Origin of the sequence: Bradyrhizobium iriomotense (genome assembly GCF_018129405.1) — a bacterium.
GTDB classification, from domain to species: domain Bacteria; phylum Pseudomonadota; class Alphaproteobacteria; order Rhizobiales; family Xanthobacteraceae; genus Bradyrhizobium; species Bradyrhizobium iriomotense_B.
In genome coordinates this window covers 26,107-41,953 of record NZ_JAFCLP010000018.1, presented here as the reverse complement: position 1 = coordinate 41,953, position 15,847 = coordinate 26,107, and the positions used below count along the sequence as shown (strand labels likewise).

At 65.5% G+C, this 15,847-nt stretch carries 17 protein-coding genes; 7 read left to right on the top strand and 10 right to left on the bottom strand.

Features of this window, described 5'->3' with window-relative positions; all coding sequences use genetic code 11:
- Window positions 1-94: 94 nt before the first annotated feature.
- Complete coding sequence (locus JQ592_RS28785) at window positions 95-646, bottom strand: carboxymuconolactone decarboxylase family protein (RefSeq protein WP_211406256.1); 552 nt, start codon at window positions 644-646, stop codon at window positions 95-97.
- Between the two features lie 84 nt (window positions 647-730).
- Here JQ592_RS28785 and JQ592_RS28780 point away from each other — a divergent pair, with 84 nt between their 5' ends.
- Window positions 731-1,105, top strand: coding sequence for a winged helix-turn-helix transcriptional regulator (locus tag JQ592_RS28780; protein WP_211406154.1), 375 nt, complete (start codon window positions 731-733; stop codon window positions 1,103-1,105).
- A gap of 128 nt (window positions 1,106-1,233) precedes the next feature.
- On the opposite strand, the gene JQ592_RS28775 is transcribed toward JQ592_RS28780, so the two are convergent.
- The 4 genes from JQ592_RS28775 to hemH form a co-directional block, all read right to left on the bottom strand.
- Window positions 1,234-1,677 (bottom strand): NfeD family protein, encoded by a 444-nt coding sequence (locus JQ592_RS28775; RefSeq protein WP_211406153.1) that lies wholly within the window; start codon window positions 1,675-1,677, stop codon window positions 1,234-1,236.
- A 100-nt stretch (window positions 1,678-1,777) separates the two neighbouring features.
- On the bottom strand, window positions 1,778-2,776 hold the full coding sequence (locus tag JQ592_RS28770; RefSeq protein ID WP_211406152.1) for an SPFH domain-containing protein: 999 nt from the start codon (window positions 2,774-2,776) through the stop codon (window positions 1,778-1,780).
- 341 nt (window positions 2,777-3,117) lie between these two features.
- Entirely contained in the window at window positions 3,118-4,086 is a 969-nt protein-coding gene (locus JQ592_RS28765; RefSeq protein WP_211406151.1) for an ABC transporter substrate-binding protein, read from the bottom strand.
- 8 nt (window positions 4,087-4,094) lie between these two features.
- Window positions 4,095-5,132: a ferrochelatase gene (gene hemH / locus JQ592_RS28760; RefSeq protein WP_211406150.1), complete on the bottom strand. Its 1,038-nt coding sequence runs from the start codon at window positions 5,130-5,132 to the stop codon at window positions 4,095-4,097.
- A gap of 83 nt (window positions 5,133-5,215) precedes the next feature.
- On the opposite strand from hemH, the gene JQ592_RS28755 reads away from it, so the two are divergent.
- Window positions 5,216-5,614 (top strand): MAPEG family protein, encoded by a 399-nt coding sequence (locus JQ592_RS28755; RefSeq protein WP_211406149.1) that lies wholly within the window; start codon window positions 5,216-5,218, stop codon window positions 5,612-5,614.
- A 106-nt stretch (window positions 5,615-5,720) separates the two neighbouring features.
- Here the strand turns inward: JQ592_RS28755 and JQ592_RS28750 are convergent, their stop codons facing one another.
- Genes JQ592_RS28750 through JQ592_RS28740 form a run of 3 tightly spaced genes read right to left on the bottom strand, consistent with a single transcriptional unit; the run spans window position 5,721 to window position 9,558 of the window.
- On the bottom strand, window positions 5,721-6,842 hold the full coding sequence (locus JQ592_RS28750; RefSeq protein ID WP_211406148.1) for a nickel/cobalt transporter: 1,122 nt from the start codon (window positions 6,840-6,842) through the stop codon (window positions 5,721-5,723).
- Window positions 6,839-7,477 (bottom strand): DUF1007 family protein, encoded by a 639-nt coding sequence (locus tag JQ592_RS28745; protein ID WP_211406147.1) that lies wholly within the window; start codon window positions 7,475-7,477, stop codon window positions 6,839-6,841. Before JQ592_RS28745 ends, JQ592_RS28750 begins: the two co-directional genes overlap by 4 nt.
- Window positions 7,477-9,558, bottom strand: coding sequence for a M3 family metallopeptidase (locus JQ592_RS28740; protein WP_211406146.1), 2,082 nt, complete (start codon window positions 9,556-9,558; stop codon window positions 7,477-7,479). Before JQ592_RS28740 ends, JQ592_RS28745 begins: the two co-directional genes overlap by 1 nt.
- Before the next feature lie 136 nt (window positions 9,559-9,694).
- Here JQ592_RS28740 and JQ592_RS28735 point away from each other — a divergent pair, with 136 nt between their 5' ends.
- The 5 genes from JQ592_RS28735 to JQ592_RS28715 all read left to right on the top strand — a co-directional run bounded on the left by JQ592_RS28735 (window position 9,695) and on the right by JQ592_RS28715 (window position 14,508).
- Window positions 9,695-9,949, top strand: a complete 255-nt coding sequence (locus JQ592_RS28735) for a hypothetical protein (RefSeq protein WP_211406145.1) — start codon at window positions 9,695-9,697, stop codon at window positions 9,947-9,949.
- Between the two features lie 674 nt (window positions 9,950-10,623).
- On the top strand, window positions 10,624-11,766 hold the full coding sequence (locus JQ592_RS28730) for a type III PLP-dependent enzyme (protein ID WP_211406144.1): 1,143 nt from the start codon (window positions 10,624-10,626) through the stop codon (window positions 11,764-11,766).
- Between the two features lie 134 nt (window positions 11,767-11,900).
- The gene (locus tag JQ592_RS28725; RefSeq protein ID WP_211406143.1) at window positions 11,901-12,488 is read left to right on the top strand and encodes a GNAT family N-acetyltransferase; all 588 of its coding nucleotides are present in this window, start codon (window positions 11,901-11,903) and stop codon (window positions 12,486-12,488) included.
- Between the two features lie 147 nt (window positions 12,489-12,635).
- Window positions 12,636-13,025 carry a RidA family protein gene (locus tag JQ592_RS28720; RefSeq protein ID WP_211406142.1) on the top strand — a complete coding sequence of 130 codons (390 nt, stop codon included), beginning with the start codon at window positions 12,636-12,638 and terminating at the stop codon, window positions 13,023-13,025.
- A gap of 40 nt (window positions 13,026-13,065) precedes the next feature.
- Window positions 13,066-14,508, top strand: coding sequence for a homospermidine synthase (locus JQ592_RS28715; protein WP_211406141.1), 1,443 nt, complete (start codon window positions 13,066-13,068; stop codon window positions 14,506-14,508).
- 163 nt (window positions 14,509-14,671) lie between these two features.
- On the opposite strand, the gene JQ592_RS28710 is transcribed toward JQ592_RS28715, so the two are convergent.
- Window positions 14,672-15,004 carry a hypothetical protein gene (locus tag JQ592_RS28710; protein WP_211406140.1) on the bottom strand — a complete coding sequence of 111 codons (333 nt, stop codon included), beginning with the start codon at window positions 15,002-15,004 and terminating at the stop codon, window positions 14,672-14,674.
- 99 nt (window positions 15,005-15,103) lie between these two features.
- Complete coding sequence (locus JQ592_RS28705) at window positions 15,104-15,820, bottom strand: MgtC/SapB family protein (protein WP_211406139.1); 717 nt, start codon at window positions 15,818-15,820, stop codon at window positions 15,104-15,106.
- Between the last annotated feature and the right edge of the window lie 27 nt (window positions 15,821-15,847).

The following is a 15,847-nucleotide window of genomic DNA, read 5'->3' as shown; positions in this document are numbered from 1 at the left end:
CAAGCACAGTCATTCCGGGGCGATGCGAAGCATCGAACCCGGAATCTCGAGATTCCGGGTTCACGCTACGCGTGTCCCGGAATGACAGCGAGGGCTACGCCGGAAACCGCGCCGCCTTCTCCTCCAGCGGCAGCCGCAGCCCGTTCGCCAGATACGACACCGTGCGATAGAAGCCGCACAACAGCATGATCTCCAGGATCTGCGACTCGTCGTAATGCGCCGACAGCGCGGCGAATTCTTCATCGCTCAGCGTCGCACGGTGGTGCAGCGCGTCGACGGCGGTGATCAGCGCCTGCTCGGCCGCCGACCAGCAGGGTGAGGCCGCATTGCCCAGGACGGTGGCACGGATCTCCTCCTCGGTAAGCTTCGCCGGCCCGGCAAAGACGGCGACATGCACGCCCCATTCGTATTCGCATTTGTTGAGCGCGCAGGTGCGGTCGATGACGATCTCGCGTTCGCGGAGCGACAGCGGCCCGGTATCGAGCAGTCCGCCGGCGCGGAACTTGTCCCAGGCGCGGGCGTGGCCCGCCATCACCCGGAACAGCACCAGCGGCGGCGCGCCGCGCATGATGCGGTCGAACTGCGCCTGGATCTCCGGGGGATAAGGCGGGGTAAGCGGCGCGATGCGCGGCATGGCCTCGGACATGGCGGAAGACATCGGCAGTCTCCGTTGCTACAATTATCGTAGCAATACGCTACACTATTTGTAGCACAACGCAAGGGACCGCCGATGGCGAAACAGGCCGGCTCAAAGACACGCAGCGTCCGCGGCTCACGCACCGGGCGGCCGATCATGGCATTGCTCGACCTGCTCGGCCGGCGCTGGGCCTTGCGGATTCTCTGGGAATTGCGCGGCGAGCCCCTCACCTCCCGCGCCCTGCGCACGGCCTGCGACGAAGCCTCGCCCACGGTGCTGCAAGCGCGACTGACGGAGCTGCGCGAGGCGGGGTTCGTGGAGCTGGGCGACGGCGGAGGTTATGGACTGACGGCGCTGGGGCGGGAGCTGTGCGAGATGGTCATGCCGCTGCACCGGTTTGCGGAGAGGTGGAAGAGCTCTTCCCCCTCTCCCCGCTTGCGGGGCCGCGACGAGCCTCGCTCGCGCTGAGAGGGCGGGGTGAGGGGGAGCCTCCGCGCAGACGGTGAAAGTTGGACTCGCGGAGAGTCCCCCTCACCCGGATTGCATCCCAGATGCAATCCGGCCTCTCCCCGCAAGCGGGGAGAGGCGAAGAATCCTCACGCCGCCGCGACCGTCAGGTTGGCGCCGTCGACCTGCACCACCTTGACCCGCGTGCCCGCTGGCGTATCCGGGCCGGCAACGCGCCACACCGTGTCGTCGATGCGCACGGTGCCGCTGCCGTCGATGATCGGCTTCTCCAGCGTGAACTCACGCCCGAGCAGCGCCTCGGTGCGCTTGTTGAGGAACGGGCTTGCGCTTTCGTCGGGCTTCGGCCGTGCAAGGCGGCGCCAGACCGGAACGGCCGCTACCGCGAACACCGCGAACATCATGAGCTGGATCTGCCAGGACAGATGAACGGCGAACGAGATCAGGCCCACCAGCAAAGCGGCGAGCCCAAGCCAGAACAGAAAGACGCCCGGTGCGATCGTCTCCAGCGCCATCAGGATGAAGCCGAAGATCAGCCAGTTCCAGGTGCCGAGCGATACGAACATGTCGGTCATGACACGACCTCTCTAAAGGGACGCAGGCCCTTTATCCGAAAACCGGTACCCACTTTGCACTACCGTGGCCCTCCGGGTCGGGGGCATGCGCGTAGCCCCATTACTGCTGCGGCACCGACGGCGGCGTTGGACCCGACGACGGCACCGAGCCGGTGCGGCGAGCCGCGGCTGCCGCGGACACCGCACTTTCGCCGAACGTCGCCTTGGCGATCTCACCGATGCCGGCGAGCGAGCCGAGCATGCTGGTGGCTTCCATCGGCAGCATGATGATCTTCTGGTTCGGCGCTTCCGCGAACTGGCCGAATGCCTTGATATATTTGTCGGCGATAAAATAGTTCAACGCGGCGACGTCGCCCTTGGAGATGGCTTCGCTGACCATCTGCGTCGCCTTGGCTTCGGCCTCGGCGGACCGCTCGCGCGCTTCGGCATCGCGGAACGCAGCTTCCTTGCGGCCTTCCGCCTGGAGGATCTGGCCCTGCTTGGCGCCCTCGGCGCGCAGGATCTCGGACTGGCGCTGGCCCTCGGCGGCGAGGATGTCGGCGCGCTTGACGCGCTCGGCCTTCATCTGCCGGCCCATGGCCTCGACAAGGTCGGCCGGCGGCACGATGTCCTTGATCTCGATGCGGTTGACCTTGACGCCCCAGGGCGAGACCGCGGCATCGACGACGCGGAGCAGGCGCTCGTTGATCTCGTCGCGGTGCGACAGCACCTGGTCGAGGTCCATCGAGCCCATCACCGAGCGGATGTTGGTCATGGTCAGGACGGTGATGGCCTGGTTGAGGTTGGCGACCTCGTAGCTCGCCTTCGCGGCATCGAACACCTGGAAGAAGGCGACGCCATCCACCGTCACCGTGGCGTTGTCCTTGGTGATGACCTCCTGCTCGGGAATGTCGATCACCTGCTCCATCATGTTGATCTTGCGTCCGACGCGATCGAAATAGGGCACGATCAGGTTTAGCCCGGGGCTCAGCGTCTGGGTGTATTTGCCGAACCGCTCGATGGTCCAGTCATAGCCCTGCGGCACCGTCTTCACGCCGGCAACCAGCGTGACGATGACGAGCAAAACCAGAACAATCGCGAAAATGTCGAAACCGCTCATAGCTCCTCCAAGGCGGAAAAGAAGCCGGGAAAAGGCCCTTTCCGGCGCTGTCATTGGTCGGGATCACAACCCTACCGGTTCAGCGGTCGCAATTCACGTCGGTATCGGCGCAATTCCACACAAGACGCACAGCAAGAGAACGGTCACGATATGTATTTGCGACAGGCTCTTGAAAGCGTGCAGGCGCAGACCTAAAGCGCGATGAGATTTGGATGAATCGTCATCGCGCTTTAGGTTGTTGTTTACGCATGATCTTTCCGGAAAACCGCTTCGCACTTTTCCGGACATGCTTTGGCAGCGGAAATTAACGGATTCGGGCGAAGCGTCCGCCATGGACGGCTTCATTCGATCACGTCATTCGCAATTGCGAGCAGGCCCGGGGACAGCGTGACGCCGAGCGCCCTGGCCGCCTTGAGGTTGATCGCCAGCTCGAACTTGGTGGGGTTCTGGACCGGCAGATCGGCCGCCTGCGCGCCCTTGAGGATGCGGTCGATGTAGCCCGCGGCGCGCCGGAGCTGCTCGGCGCTGTCGGTGCTGTAGGACATCAGCCCGCCCTCCTCGACGAAGGTGCGGCTCCAGAACACCGCCGGCACGCGCGCCTCTCCGATCGCCGCAAGCAGATGCACGCGGTTGGCCATGGTGAAGAAGTCCGGCAGGATCAGCAGGCCGCCGTCTTGGCGCGAAGCCAGCGCCGCGATCGAAGCCGTATCATGGACCGGCGCGGGTTCGACCGTCACGTGAAGCGTCCGTGCGGCGTCCTCGATCGTGCGCAGCATCAGCGGCGCGAACGGCGCGGTGGCGGGATTGTAGACGACGGAGACGCGGGACACTTTTGGCGTGACCTGGGTCAGCATCTCCAGCCATTTGCCGGCCAGCGGGCCGTCGTAATCGGTGAAGCCGGTGATGTTGCCGCCGGGATGCGCGAGGTTCTGGACAAAGCCCTGGTTGACGGGATCGGTGACCACGGCGAACACGATCGGGACCGTCGTGGTGCGCCGGCGCAGCTCTTCCACCGAGGGCGTGCCGACCGCGAGCAGGATGTCGGGCTTGAGCGCGATCAGCTCGTCGGCAAGCCGCGCGATTCGCGTCCGGTCGCCCGCGCCGCTGCGCCAATCGATCCTGAGATTGTCGTGCTCCTTCCAGCCGTGGCGCCCGAGCGCCTCGACGAGGATGGCGCTGCGCGTCTGCCCGATTGCATCGTCGGCGGCCGTGACCGAGAGCACGCCGAGCCGGCGCGCGGGCTGCTGTGCCAGCACTGATGACGGCAGCGCCGCGATCATCCCAAGCGCCAGGAGCTCGCGGCGGTTCATGGGCACTCTCAGATCCAGCCCTGGAGCTCGCGCAGCACCAGGGAGCGGATCACGTCCATGCCTGGTTCGCTGTCGTTGAGGCAGGGGATCGCGGAAAACTGCTCGCCGCCATTGTGCTTAAAGATCTCGGCGTTCTCCTGCGCGATCTCCTCCAGCGTCTCCAGGCAGTCGGCGGAAAAGCCAGGCGTCACCACCGCGATGCGGCGCACGCCTTCCTTGCCGAGCCGCTCCATGGTCTTGTCGGTGTAGGGCTGCAGCCACTCGTCATTGCCGAAGCGCGACTGGAAGGTCAGCAGCAGGTTTGCCTCGTCCATGCCGAGGCGGCGGCGCAGTATCTCGGTAGTGGCGATGCAATGGCTTTGATAGGGATCGCCCTTATCGACATAGGATTTCGGCATGCCGTGGAACGAGGCGACGATCCGCTCCGGCTTGAACGGGAGCGTTGCCAGATGCGCCTCGATCGAGGTCGCGAGCGCCTCGATATAGGCTTCATCCTCGTAGTAAGGTGGCGTCACCCGCAGCGTCGGCTGGTTGCGCAGCTGCGCGAGCACGCGAAACACTTCGTCGCAGACGGTGGCCGAGGTCGAGGCGGAATATTGCGGATAGAGCGGCACGGCGAGAATGCGCTCGCACCCTTTCGCGATCAGCGCATCGATGCCCGCCTTGATCGAGGGATTGCCGTAGCGCATCGCCCAGTCGACGACGACGTGGTCGCAGTCCGACAGCGCGGCCGCGAGCTTGTCGCTTTGCGACCGCGTGATGGTCTTCAGCGGGGACTCGTTCTGCTCGGTGTTCCAGATCTTGCGGTAGTCGAGCGCCTTGGTGCGGGGACGGCTGCGCAGGATGATGCCGTTCAGCACGAACTTCCAGATCAGGCCCTGGTCCTCGATGACGCGGACGTCCGAGAGGAACTCCTTCAGGTAGACCCGGACGCCGGGCGCGTCGGCCGTATCGGGCGTGCCGAGATTGACCAGGAGCACGCCGACGCGCGGCAGGGCCGATCGGGTGGCCGGTTTCGCTGTCTCGACGGGGACGACGCTGTTCATGGCTCGTTGGGTCGCGCGTTGGTCCGAACTTGTCAAGATGAGGCCGGTTTCGCTAGGGTCGCACCCAAGCGGGGGGAGGGACGATGACGCTCGCGGAATGGTGCGTATTCGGGGCGCTGCTGCTCTATCTGTCCACGATCGCCTCGATCAAATGGATCAGGTTTCGCCGCTTCGACAATTCCCGGCCGCGCGATCCCGCCTTCTATGAGGACGCCATCGCGCAGCGCGCGCTGGGCGCCCACCAGAACGGCATCGAGACCTTCCCGTTCTTCGCCTTCGCGGTGCTGCTCGCCGAATTCCGGGACTCGCCGCAGCGGCTGATCGACGAGCTCGCCGCGCTGTTCCTGATCGTGCGGATCGCCTACGTGCTGACCTATCTCGGCAACCGCCCGACGCTGCGCTCGATCCTCTGGAGCATCGGCTTTGCGATCAATCTCGGGATCTTCTTCATGCCGATGCTGAAGCGGTTTTTGCCGGTGTGAGGTTTTGAACCGTAGCCCGGATGGAGCGAAGCGTAATCCGGGGGCTATCCGCGCTGATGCTGTCCCGGATTGCGCTTCGCTCCATCCGGGCTACGAAACCTGTGCCTCAAAAGCACGTCGTCCGTTCGGCCGCGATGTAGCCGAACAGGAGGCCGACGCCGAACAGCAGCACGAGGGCGGCGGCGCCGAATTCGATGCCGCGCATGAACAGTGCGCCGCCGCCGTCGCGGCCGGCGCTGAGGCGCGCGGCGACGTCCTTGGCGGAGACGGCGACGACCGCGATGGCCGCGACCGTGATCGCGGTGCCGAGCCCCATCAGGAAGGTCGCGGCGATGCCGGCCCAGAACAGGCCCTGGGCGAGTGCAAACACCAGCACCAGGATCGCGCCCGAGCAGGGGCGGATGCCGACGGTGAGGATCGCGGCAAACCCGCGCCGCCAGCCGCCGGGGCCGGCGAGCTCGCTCGGGGTGGGCCCGTGGGAATGGCCGCAATGCTCGTCATGGACGTGGTCGTGACCGTGGTGGTCGTGGGCATGGGCATGAGCATGATCGTGGTGATGATGATCGCGCTCATGATGATCATGCGCATCGTGATGATGGTGATGGCCGTGATCATGGTCATGCGGCACGCCCGCCATCGCCGGCACCGGCTGGGCCGCCTGCAGCGCGCGGAGGAAGGTGCGGCCCTTGACCCAGACGAGGCGCAGGCCGAACAGCGCGATCAGGGCGTAGCTTGCGATCTCGATCACCCCTTCCGCCTTGCACATGGTTTTCGCGGTCGCGTTCAGCACCCAGGCCGAGATGCCGACGATGAGGATCGCCACCAGCGACTGCATCAGCGCCGAGGCAAAGGACAGCGCGATGCCGCGCCGCGCGGTCTCGCGGTTGGCGACCAGGTAGGAGGCGATCACCGCCTTGCCGTGGCCGGGACCGGCGGCATGGAAGATGCCATAGGCGAACGAGATGAACAGCAGCGTCCACACCGCCGAGCCGTCGGACTTCGCGGCACGGATGGTCGACGACATCTGGCGATAGAATTCCGACTGCTTGGCCAGGAGCCAGCCGATGAGGCCGCTGGCCTCGGGCTCGGCCGCCTGCGCCGGCCGCGGCGCGCCGAACGGGTTTTGCGCGAGCAGATCGTGAAGCGCGGCATCGGCCACGATCACGACCAGCAGAACGGCCACGCAGGCGGTCAGCCCGCGGGTGAGCGGGGAAAGATGCTGCTTCAAGGGCAATCCACCGTGATCTTGTTGGCGAACATCATGCCGAAATTGCTGTTCTCGCCGTTCAGGAAGGTCTGCTCATTGAGCTTCTGGGCGGTGGCCGAGCCGTCGCTGGGACGGTCCAGCTTCATCTGGCACCCGGCGGGCGCACCGACCAGCTTGACCGGATTGTCCTTGGCCATCTGGAAGTCGATGAAGAAGGAGCGGTCGAACACTTCGAGCACCAATTGCCTGGGCTTGACCGGGTTCTTCAGCGGCAGCGTGAAGTGCAGGGTCAGCACCGTGTCCTTGTAGTCGAGGAAATAGTCGACCGGCTCGTTGAAGCGTTCCTTCTTGCCGTCGGCCTTGGCGAAGGTGAAATAGGCATATTCCTTCAGCGACTCGACATTGGTCTGCGCCAGCGGCCCGAGCTCCTCGCGCGTGTAGGCGCCCTTGGCCTTGCTCTCGAGCCCCTGCACCGCATAGGCCGAGAACATGTCGTCGAAAGTCCAGGCGTGGCGCACGCCGGTGATGCTGCCGTCGGCGGCGTAAAGCAATTCGCTGGTCGCGGTGATCCAGACATGCGGATGCGCGCTCGCCGCGGACGCTGCGAGCGTGAGGCCGACGGCGAGCAGCCCTCCGAACAGGCGGCGCATACTCATCAGGCCGCCTTGGCGTCGTCGAGCAGGCCGCGACGGCGCAGCAGCGCGTCGGGCTCCGGCGGGCGACCGCGGAAGGCCTCATAGGCGGCTTCCGGATCGACCGATCCGCCGCTCGAATAGATGTCGTCGTGCAGACGTTTTGCCACGGCAGGATCGAAGATGTCGCCGGCCTCCTCGAACGCGCCGAAGGCGTCGGCGTCCATCACCTCGGACCACATGTAGCTGTAATAGCCGGCGGCATAGTGGTCGCCGGTGAAGATGTGACCGAATTGCGTCGGACGGTGACGCAGCGCGATCTCCTCGGGCATGCCGATCTTCTCCAGCTCGCGTCTCTCGAAGGCGCGGACGTCCTGCGCGGCGGCGGCCGGCTGGGTGTGGAATTCGAGATCGACCAGCGCCGAGGAGACGAACTCGACCGTGGCAAAGCCCTGGTTGAATTTTCGCGCGGCGAGGAAGCGCTGGAGCAGGTCGTCGGGCAGCGGCTCGCCGGTCTGGTAGTGGCGGGCGAACTGCTGCAGCACCTCGGGCCGTTCCTGCCAGTGCTCGTAGAGCTGGGACGGCAGCTCGACGAAGTCGGTGAAGACGGAGGTGCCCGACAGCGACGGATAGGTCACGTTGGAGAGCATGCCGTGCAGGCCGTGGCCGAACTCGTGAAACAGGGTGCGGGCATCGTCGGGCGACAGCAGCGCGGGCTCGCCGCCGGCGCCCTTGGCGAAATTGCAGATGTTGAGAACCAGCGGCGCGACGTCGCCGTCGAGCTTCTGCTGGTCGCGCAGCGAGGTCATCCAGGCGCCCGAGCGCTTCGATGGCCGGGCGAAGTAGTCGCCATAGAACAGCGCCTTATGCTTGCCGTCCGGCCCCTTCATCTCCCAGACCCGGACGTCGGGGTGCCAGACCGGAACGTCCTTGCGCTCCTCGAAGGTGACGCCGAACAGGCGCGTGGCGCAGTCGAAGGCGGCGGCGATCATGTGGTCGAGCCCGAGATACGGCTTGATCGCGGAATCGTCGAAATTGGCGCGCTGAAGGCGCAGCTTTTCGGCGTAGAAGCGCCAGTCCCAGGGAGCGAGCTTGAAATTGCCGCCCTCCTCCGTGATCAGCGCCTGCATCTCGTCGCGGTCGGCGAGCGCCCGGGCGCGGGCCGGCTTCCAGACCCGCTCCAACAGGCTCCGCACCGCCTCCGGCGTCTTGGCCATGGAATCCTCGAGCCGGTAGGCGGCGTAGGTCGGGTAGCCCAGCAGGTTGGCGCTCTCCTCGCGCAGCTTCAGGATCTCGACGATGGTCGTGTTGTTGTCGTTGGCATTGCCGTTGTCGCCGCGGGCGATGAAGGCCTTGTAGACCTTCTCGCGCAGGTCGCGCCGTGCCGAACTCTTCAGGAACGTCTCGACCGAGGAGCGCGACAGCGTGACGATGGCCTTGCCTTCCATGCCGCGCTCTTCCGCCGCAGCCTTGGCGGCGGCGACAAAGCTCTCCGGCAGGCCCTGGCGATCGGCCTCCCCGAGCTCCATGAACCAGTCCTGCTCGTCACCGAGCAGATGATGGCTGAAGCCGGTGCCGAGCTGGGCCAGCCTCTCGTTGATCTCGGCCATCCGCACCTTGGTCTCTTCGGAGAGGCCGGCGCCGGCCCGGTGGAAGCGGGTGTAGGTGCGCTCGAGCAGTCGGAGCTGCTCCGGGTTCAGGCCCAGCGCCGCGCGGTTCTCGTGCAGCTGGGCGATGCGACCAAACAGCACGGCGTTCATCATGATCGGATTCCAGTGCCGGGCCATCCGCAAGGAGACGTCCTTGTCGATCTCCAGGATGGCCGGATTGGAATGCGCCGAGACGAGGTCGTAGAACACCGCCGCGACCTTGCTCAGCAGCTTGCCGGAGCGCTCCAGCGCCGTGATGGTGTTGGCGAAGTCGGGCGCGGCGGGATCGTTGGTGATCGCCGCGATCTCGGCCGAATGATCGGCGAAGGCCTGCTCGAAGGCCGGGAGGAAGTGCTCCGGATTGATCTCGTCGAAAGGCGGGGTCGCAAACGGCGTCACCCAGGCCTTCAGCAGCGGATTGATCCCGGAGTCCGTGGTTTGGCGGGGTTCTGACATCGCAAGTCCCGGTTTTTGTGGCTCGATTGCTGCGGCCAGCTATAGCACGCGATGGGGCTTTTTTGGGCCATTTGGCCTTGCTCCCGGCCGCCTTTTCGAGGAGATTGCGGCCCTCGAAGACACGGACCCCGAGCTCATGAACGCGACTTCTTCCTCGTCCCGCCAGATCGTCTGGCGCAGCGTCATCACCGTCATCAGCGCCGCCATCCTGATCGGCGCGGAGGTGTTCGGCGCAGCCTTTGCCGGCGGCTGGGCGCTCGCGATCCTGTTCGGTCTCGGCGATCAAGGCGCCCACATCCTGCAGGCCGTGCTGTTCGCGCTCGGTGTGCTCGTGATGACCGCCTTCATCCGCGGCGCTCAACGCGTCGAGCCCTTCACGAAGCGCGGCTGACGCTTCACGCGCGTGAGCAACACGCGCAGCGCAGCGAAAACTTAACGCTCGTTCATCTTCAGCGTCGCTCGCGCAACACCGCGCAAGCAGACGTTAGGCAATTCTGTCCGCAGCCTAAAAAAATTCTTGCGAAGCCGAGTCAAAACGCTTATGTGCGGACTTGCCCAATTTCGCACGTGCCTGTGGTCGTGTGTCAGTCGGTAGGTATCCGGACAAGAGGCCGGACAGCCGCCAAGGGGTGAAGAAGCCGAGGGGCTCTTCGGAAGTGTGGAAGTCGAGGACTGAAAAGTCGAGCGACCGAAGCAAACCCGGAGCGCCCAGCATCTCTCTCAAAGAGATGCCATGTCGAAGGTGACTTCGCCCTTTGCAACCGTGACTGGCAGCCGGAGGCGAACCGGCGCACCCCGCTCTCAACGGGGGACGCGACTTAAAGCAACGACGGATCGGGCTTTTTTGGTCTCTACCGGCAGTCCAACGCCGGCGCGGGCTACTGAAAAGGCTTGTCCTTCATTGCCAGGTGTGCGGGCGGGAATCTCTCCCAACCAATCCACGGCAGCACAGTCTGGTTTGAGTTTTTTGGCTTCAGCGCGCCTCCATCGCGCGATGTGGCCGAAGCACTCTCATCAGACGTCACGTTGATACGGCTCCCGTCGCTGGGACCGTTGGAGAGTGCCATGACCGAACGTATCCAGGAATTCCTGCGTAACCGCCGCAAGGAAGGTCTCGACACTGAGCCGTGCCTCGTCGTCGACCTCGAGGTCGTGCGTGACAATTACCAGAGCTTCGCCAAGGCACTGCCCGACAGCCGCGTGTTCTACGCCGTCAAGGCGAATCCGGCGCCGGAAGTGCTCTCGCTGCTGGCGTCCATGGGCTCCTGCTTCGACACCGCGACCGTCGCCGAGATCGAGATGGCGCTGGCCGCTGGTGCGACGCCCGACCGCATCTCCTTCGGCAACACGATCAAGAAGGAGCGCGACATCGCGCGCGCCTTCGCGCTCGGCATCCGGCTGTTCGCGGTGGATTGCGTCCCCGAGGTCGAGAAGGTCGCCCGTGCCGCTCCTGGCGCGAAGGTGTTCTGCCGCATCCTCTATGACTGCGCCGGCGCCGAATGGCCGCTGTCGCGCAAGTTCGGCTGCGACCCGGAAATGGCCGTCGAGGTGCTCGACGTCGCCAAGCGCCTGGGCCTCGAGCCGTGCGGCATCTCCTTCCATGTCGGCTCGCAGCAGCGCAAGGTGAAGGCGTGGGACCGTGCGCTGGCGATGGCCTCGCAGGTGTTCCGCGACTGCGCCGAGCGCGGCATCAACCTCTCCATGGTCAACATGGGCGGGGGCTTCCCGACCAAGTACCTGAAGGACGTGCCGCCGGTCGTCACCTACGGCCGTTCGATCTTCCGCGCGCTGCGCAAGCACTTCGGCAACCAGATTCCGGAGACCATCATCGAGCCGGGCCGCGGCATGGTGGGCAACGCCGGCATCATCGAATCCGAGGTCGTGCTCATCTCGAAGAAGAGCGACGAGGACGAGGTGCGCTGGGTGTATCTCGACATCGGCAAGTTCGGCGGTCTCGCCGAGACCATGGACGAGTCGATCCGTTACGCCATCCGCACCCCGCATGACGGCGCGGACATGACGCCGTGCGTGCTCGCAGGTCCGACCTGCGACAGCGCCGACGTGCTGTACGAGAAGAGCCCGTATCCGCTCCCCGTCACGCTCGAGATCGGTGACAAGCTGCTGATCGAAGGCACCGGGGCCTATACGTCGACTTACTCGGCGGTAGCGTTCAACGGCATCCCGCCGCTGAAGACCTACCACATCTAAACAGCCTCTCTTTTTCAGAGGCCTGACGAACCCGGGAGCCGGTCCGCCGGCTCCTCCCTGACATCTTCGATTTCTGACGACGTCTTGGACAGGCGTGCTTCTCGCACGCCGGTTCAAGCGGGGACTGACGTGCCATGACTGCTTTTCGGAAGCCACAAGTCGCCCTCACCTCGAAAGCCGCTCCGTTCGCGATCCGTGCGGAACGTGCTGTCGACGTCGCCGCCCGTGAAGCGCTGCTGGATGCCAGCTTTGGCGAGGACCGCCATGGCCGCACCTGCCAGCGCCTGCGCGACGGACGTGCACCTGCCGCAGGCCTTGCCCTGTCGGCGATGCGCGAGGGCAAGCTCGTGGGAACCGTGCGGTTGTGGCATGTCAGCGCCGGAGGCAGGCCCGCTCTGGTCCTAGGACCGCTGGCGGTCGACCCTGCCTGCCGCGAGCTCGGGATCGGCGCCGCGCTGATGCAACAAGCGCTGGCCGCCGCCCGGGCGCGCGGGCATGAAGCCGTGATCCTGCTCGGCGATGCCCCCTATTACGCCCGCTTCGGCTTCTCGGCCGAGAAGACGGCCGGGCTCTCCCTGCCCGGCCCGTTCGAGCGCGACCGCCTGCTGGCGATCGAATTCCAGGCCGGCGCGCTCGACGGCGCCGAGGGGATGATCGTCCCGACCGGCGCGGCCCTGTCCAAACGGAGGGTAGTTCGCGCCCTCCAGGCGCACGCGGCCTAACGGATCGCCCTCATAGCGACGACCGAAGCCGCATCGAGCGGCAATGCCCGGCCGCGCCTGCACCAAGCCCGTTCCTTTGGGGTTGCGCAGGCGCCGGAAACGCCCTTTAACCCCGCGAACTACCCCCTACAGTCGAGGCCCAGACCGATGTCCCGTCGCCTGATTTCCACCGGCTCCCCGCTCGAGAAGACCGTCGGCTACAGCCGCGCCGTGATCGACGGCGAGTTCGCCTTCGTCGCGGGAACCACCGGCTATGACTACACCTCGATGACGATGCCGGCCGATGTCACGAGCCAGTCACGCAACTGCTTCAAGACCATCGAAGCCGCCCTGAAGGAGGGCGGATTCGAGATGGCCGATATCGTCCGCGCGACCTACTACGTCACCGACGCCAGCTACATCGATGCCCACTTCGCCGTCTGCGGCGAGGTTCTCGGTGACATCAGGCCGGCTGCGACCTTGCTGGTCGTCAGCGCCCTCGCCAAGCCCGAGATGAAGGTCGAGATCGAAGTCACCGCCAAGCGCCGCAGCGCCTGATCCACCCCTCACTGCCAGCACTTTCCGGAGAATCTATCCCATGAGCCCTCCCTCGCAGATCTACGCGAAGATCACCGGCCCCATCGTCATGGTCGGCTTCGGCTCCATCGGCAAAGGCACGCTGCCGCTGATCGAGCGGCATCTCGACTATGACAAGTCGCGCATCACCGTGCTCGATCCCAAGGACGAGGGCCGCAAGGCGCTTTGCGAGAAGCACAATGTCCGCTTCATCCAGAAGGGCCTGACCAAGGACAATTATCGCGAGGTGCTGATCCCGCTGCTCACGGAAGGCGGCGGCCAGGGCTTTTGCGTCAATCTCTCTGTCGATACCGGCTCGACCGACATCATGGAGCTTTGCAACGAGCTCGGCGCGCTCTACATCGACACTGTCAACGAGCCCTGGCTCGGCTTCTATTTCGATGCGTCGAAGGGCCCGGAAGCCCGCTCCAACTACGCGCTGCGCGAAGTGACGCTGGCCGCCAAGAAGGCGCGCCCGGCGGGCTCGACCACGGCCGTCTCCTGCTGCGGCGCCAATCCCGGCATGGTCTCGTTTTTCGTCAAGCAGGCGCTGCTCAATGTCGCCGCCGATCTGAAGCTCAACGCTCCCCGGCCGAAGACCAAGGGCGAATGGGCGGACCTGATGCGGCAGGCCGGCGTCAAGGGCATCCACATCGCCGAACGCGACACCCAGCGCTCGAAGAAGCCGAAGGAGCCCGATGTCTTCGTCAACACCTGGTCGGTGGAAGGCTTCCTGTCGGAAGGCGTGCAGCCGTCCGAGCTCGGCTGGGGCACCCATGAGAAATGGATGCCCGAGAATGCGCGCACCCACGAAGCCGGCTGCGGCGCCGCCATCTATCTGATGCAGCCCGGCGCCAACACGCGCGTGCGCACCTGGTGCCCGACCCGCGGCGCGCAGTACGGCTTCCTAGTCACCCACAACGAATCGATCTCGATCTCCGACTACTTCACGGTGCGCGACGCATCGGGCAAGGCGATCTACCGGCCGACCTGCCACTACGCCTATCACCCGGCCGACGATGCCGTGCTGTCGCTGCATGAAATGTTCGGCCGCGCCGCGAAGATGCAGGAGAAGCACCACATCCTCGACGAGAACGAGATCGTCGACGGCATCGACGAGCTCGGCGTGCTGCTGTTCGGCCATGACAACAATGCCTATTGGTACGGCTCGCAGCTCTCCATCGAGGAGACTCGCGAGCTCGCGCCCTACCAGAACGCCACCGGCCTGCAGGTGACCTCCGCCGTGCTCGGCGGCATGGTGTGGGCGCTGGAAAACCCGAACGAGGGCATCGTCGAAGCCGACGAGATGGATTTCGATCGCCTGCTGGAAATCCAGTTGCCGTATCTGGGCCCGGTGAAGGGTTTCTACACCGACTGGACGCCGCTCACGGATCGTCCGGGACTGTTTCCGGAGGATATCGATACCAGCGATCCCTGGCAGTTCCGGAATATTCTGGTGCGGTGAGGGGGCGCAAAGCTTCTCGCCTCAAACTGGACTGTCATGCCCCGCGAAGGCGGGGCATCCAGTACGCCGCGGCTTCTCGGCCGATCACAACTGCCTCTGGAATACTGGATCCCCCGCCTTCGCGGGGATGACACCGAGTGCGTGGCTGGCGCGTGGCTGCCAGCTACTTCTTCTCAATCGGCGGCGCGATCTTCTCGGCGGGCGCCTGCGGCAGTGCCGGCCTGGTCGCCGCACCTTGTGTCTGCGGATCGGGGCGTGCAGGCTCGGGGGCCGGCGTGGTCGGCCGGTCGCCGCCGGGCTTGGACTCCGCGGGCATCTTGTCCTGATCGTTGGACGGAGTGCCCTGGAGCGGTGGCGTCCCCTGTGCCAACTCCAGTCGGCTTTCGGCGCGGATTTGTGCCAGCGACATCACCGACACCACGACGCCTGCTGCGAACAGCAAACCGGCAATTGTCAGGTCGAGCTTCAGTCTGCGCTTGTCATCTGGGCCGGGCATGTCGATCACCGCCTTTATCCGCGGAATCAACGAAGCTGGGGCGCGCCGGTTCCGAGACCAGGACGGCGGGAACCACCCATCACGCGCCAAAAGGCCGCGCTACTCCGTCGTACTGACTTCCCAGGTGGCGTGACGCACGCCCGGCAGATGCTGCAGATCGGTTGCCACCGCGTTCAGCTCGTTCGGATCGACCGCGGTCGCCACCAGCTTGGCGACGATTTCCAGGTTGTCCTCACCGATCTCGACCACCTCGATATCGGCCACCGGGTATTTCGCCGCTTCGAGCTTGTCGACGAGGCGGTCGCGCATGTCGGGCAAGGCGTCGGTCGCAACCGCGAGCTTGAAATAGTAGGTCGCCTCCAGCGCCTTCTCGTTCAGCGGGATGCGGTTGATGGCGTTGACCAGCGGCCGCAGCATGGTGTTGCCGGCGATGACGAAGACGGTGAGCGCGGCGGCCTGCGCGACCATGTCGGCCCCGGCGCAGGAGCCGACCGCGGCCGAGGCCCACAGCGTCGCCGCGGTGTTGAGCCCGCGGACGTCCATGCCCTGCTTCATGATGACGCCGGCGCCCAGGAAGCCGATGCCGGAGACGACATAGGAGATCACCCGCACCGCGCCGTCGGCGCCGTCCAGATGCATGGCGAGATCGACGAAGGCGGCCGCTCCCACCGCGACCAGCACATTGGTACGGAGGCCCGCCGTACGCTGGCGATATTGCCGCTCGGCGCCGATCAGCGTGCCCAGCACGAAGGCCGTGGTCAGGCTGACCAGCGTGTCGATGAAATCGGCAAGCTGGAAGGTCGTCAGAAAGCGCATGGTCCCCTATACGGCGGGAACCATGAC

Bases quoted from the DNA above. Each gene is read 5' to 3' on its own strand.
- JQ592_RS28725 (WP_211406143.1), top strand. From the start codon at position 11,901: ATGACTGCTTTTCGGAAGCCACAAGTCGCCCTCACCTCGAAAGCCGCT.
- JQ592_RS28785 (WP_211406256.1), bottom strand. From the start codon at position 646: ATGTCCGAGGCCATGCCGCGCATCGCGCCGCTTACCCCGCCTTATCCC.
- JQ592_RS28780 (WP_211406154.1), top strand. From the start codon at position 731: ATGGCGAAACAGGCCGGCTCAAAGACACGCAGCGTCCGCGGCTCACGC.
- JQ592_RS28730 (WP_211406144.1), top strand. From the start codon at position 10,624: ATGACCGAACGTATCCAGGAATTCCTGCGTAACCGCCGCAAGGAAGGT.
- hemH (WP_211406150.1), bottom strand. From the start codon at position 5,132: ATGAACAGCGTCGTCCCCGTCGAGACAGCGAAACCGGCCACCCGATCG.
- JQ592_RS28710 (WP_211406140.1), bottom strand. From the start codon at position 15,004: ATGCCCGGCCCAGATGACAAGCGCAGACTGAAGCTCGACCTGACAATT.
- JQ592_RS28740 (WP_211406146.1), bottom strand. From the start codon at position 9,558: ATGTCAGAACCCCGCCAAACCACGGACTCCGGGATCAATCCGCTGCTG.
- JQ592_RS28755 (WP_211406149.1), top strand. From the start codon at position 5,216: ATGACGCTCGCGGAATGGTGCGTATTCGGGGCGCTGCTGCTCTATCTG.
- JQ592_RS28720 (WP_211406142.1), top strand. From the start codon at position 12,636: ATGTCCCGTCGCCTGATTTCCACCGGCTCCCCGCTCGAGAAGACCGTC.
- JQ592_RS28715 (WP_211406141.1), top strand. From the start codon at position 13,066: ATGAGCCCTCCCTCGCAGATCTACGCGAAGATCACCGGCCCCATCGTC.
- JQ592_RS28705 (WP_211406139.1), bottom strand. From the start codon at position 15,820: ATGCGCTTTCTGACGACCTTCCAGCTTGCCGATTTCATCGACACGCTG.
- JQ592_RS28770 (WP_211406152.1), bottom strand. From the start codon at position 2,776: ATGAGCGGTTTCGACATTTTCGCGATTGTTCTGGTTTTGCTCGTCATC.
- JQ592_RS28735 (WP_211406145.1), top strand. From the start codon at position 9,695: ATGAACGCGACTTCTTCCTCGTCCCGCCAGATCGTCTGGCGCAGCGTC.
- JQ592_RS28775 (WP_211406153.1), bottom strand. From the start codon at position 1,677: ATGACCGACATGTTCGTATCGCTCGGCACCTGGAACTGGCTGATCTTC.
- JQ592_RS28765 (WP_211406151.1), bottom strand. From the start codon at position 4,086: ATGAACCGCCGCGAGCTCCTGGCGCTTGGGATGATCGCGGCGCTGCCG.
- JQ592_RS28745 (WP_211406147.1), bottom strand. From the start codon at position 7,477: ATGAGTATGCGCCGCCTGTTCGGAGGGCTGCTCGCCGTCGGCCTCACG.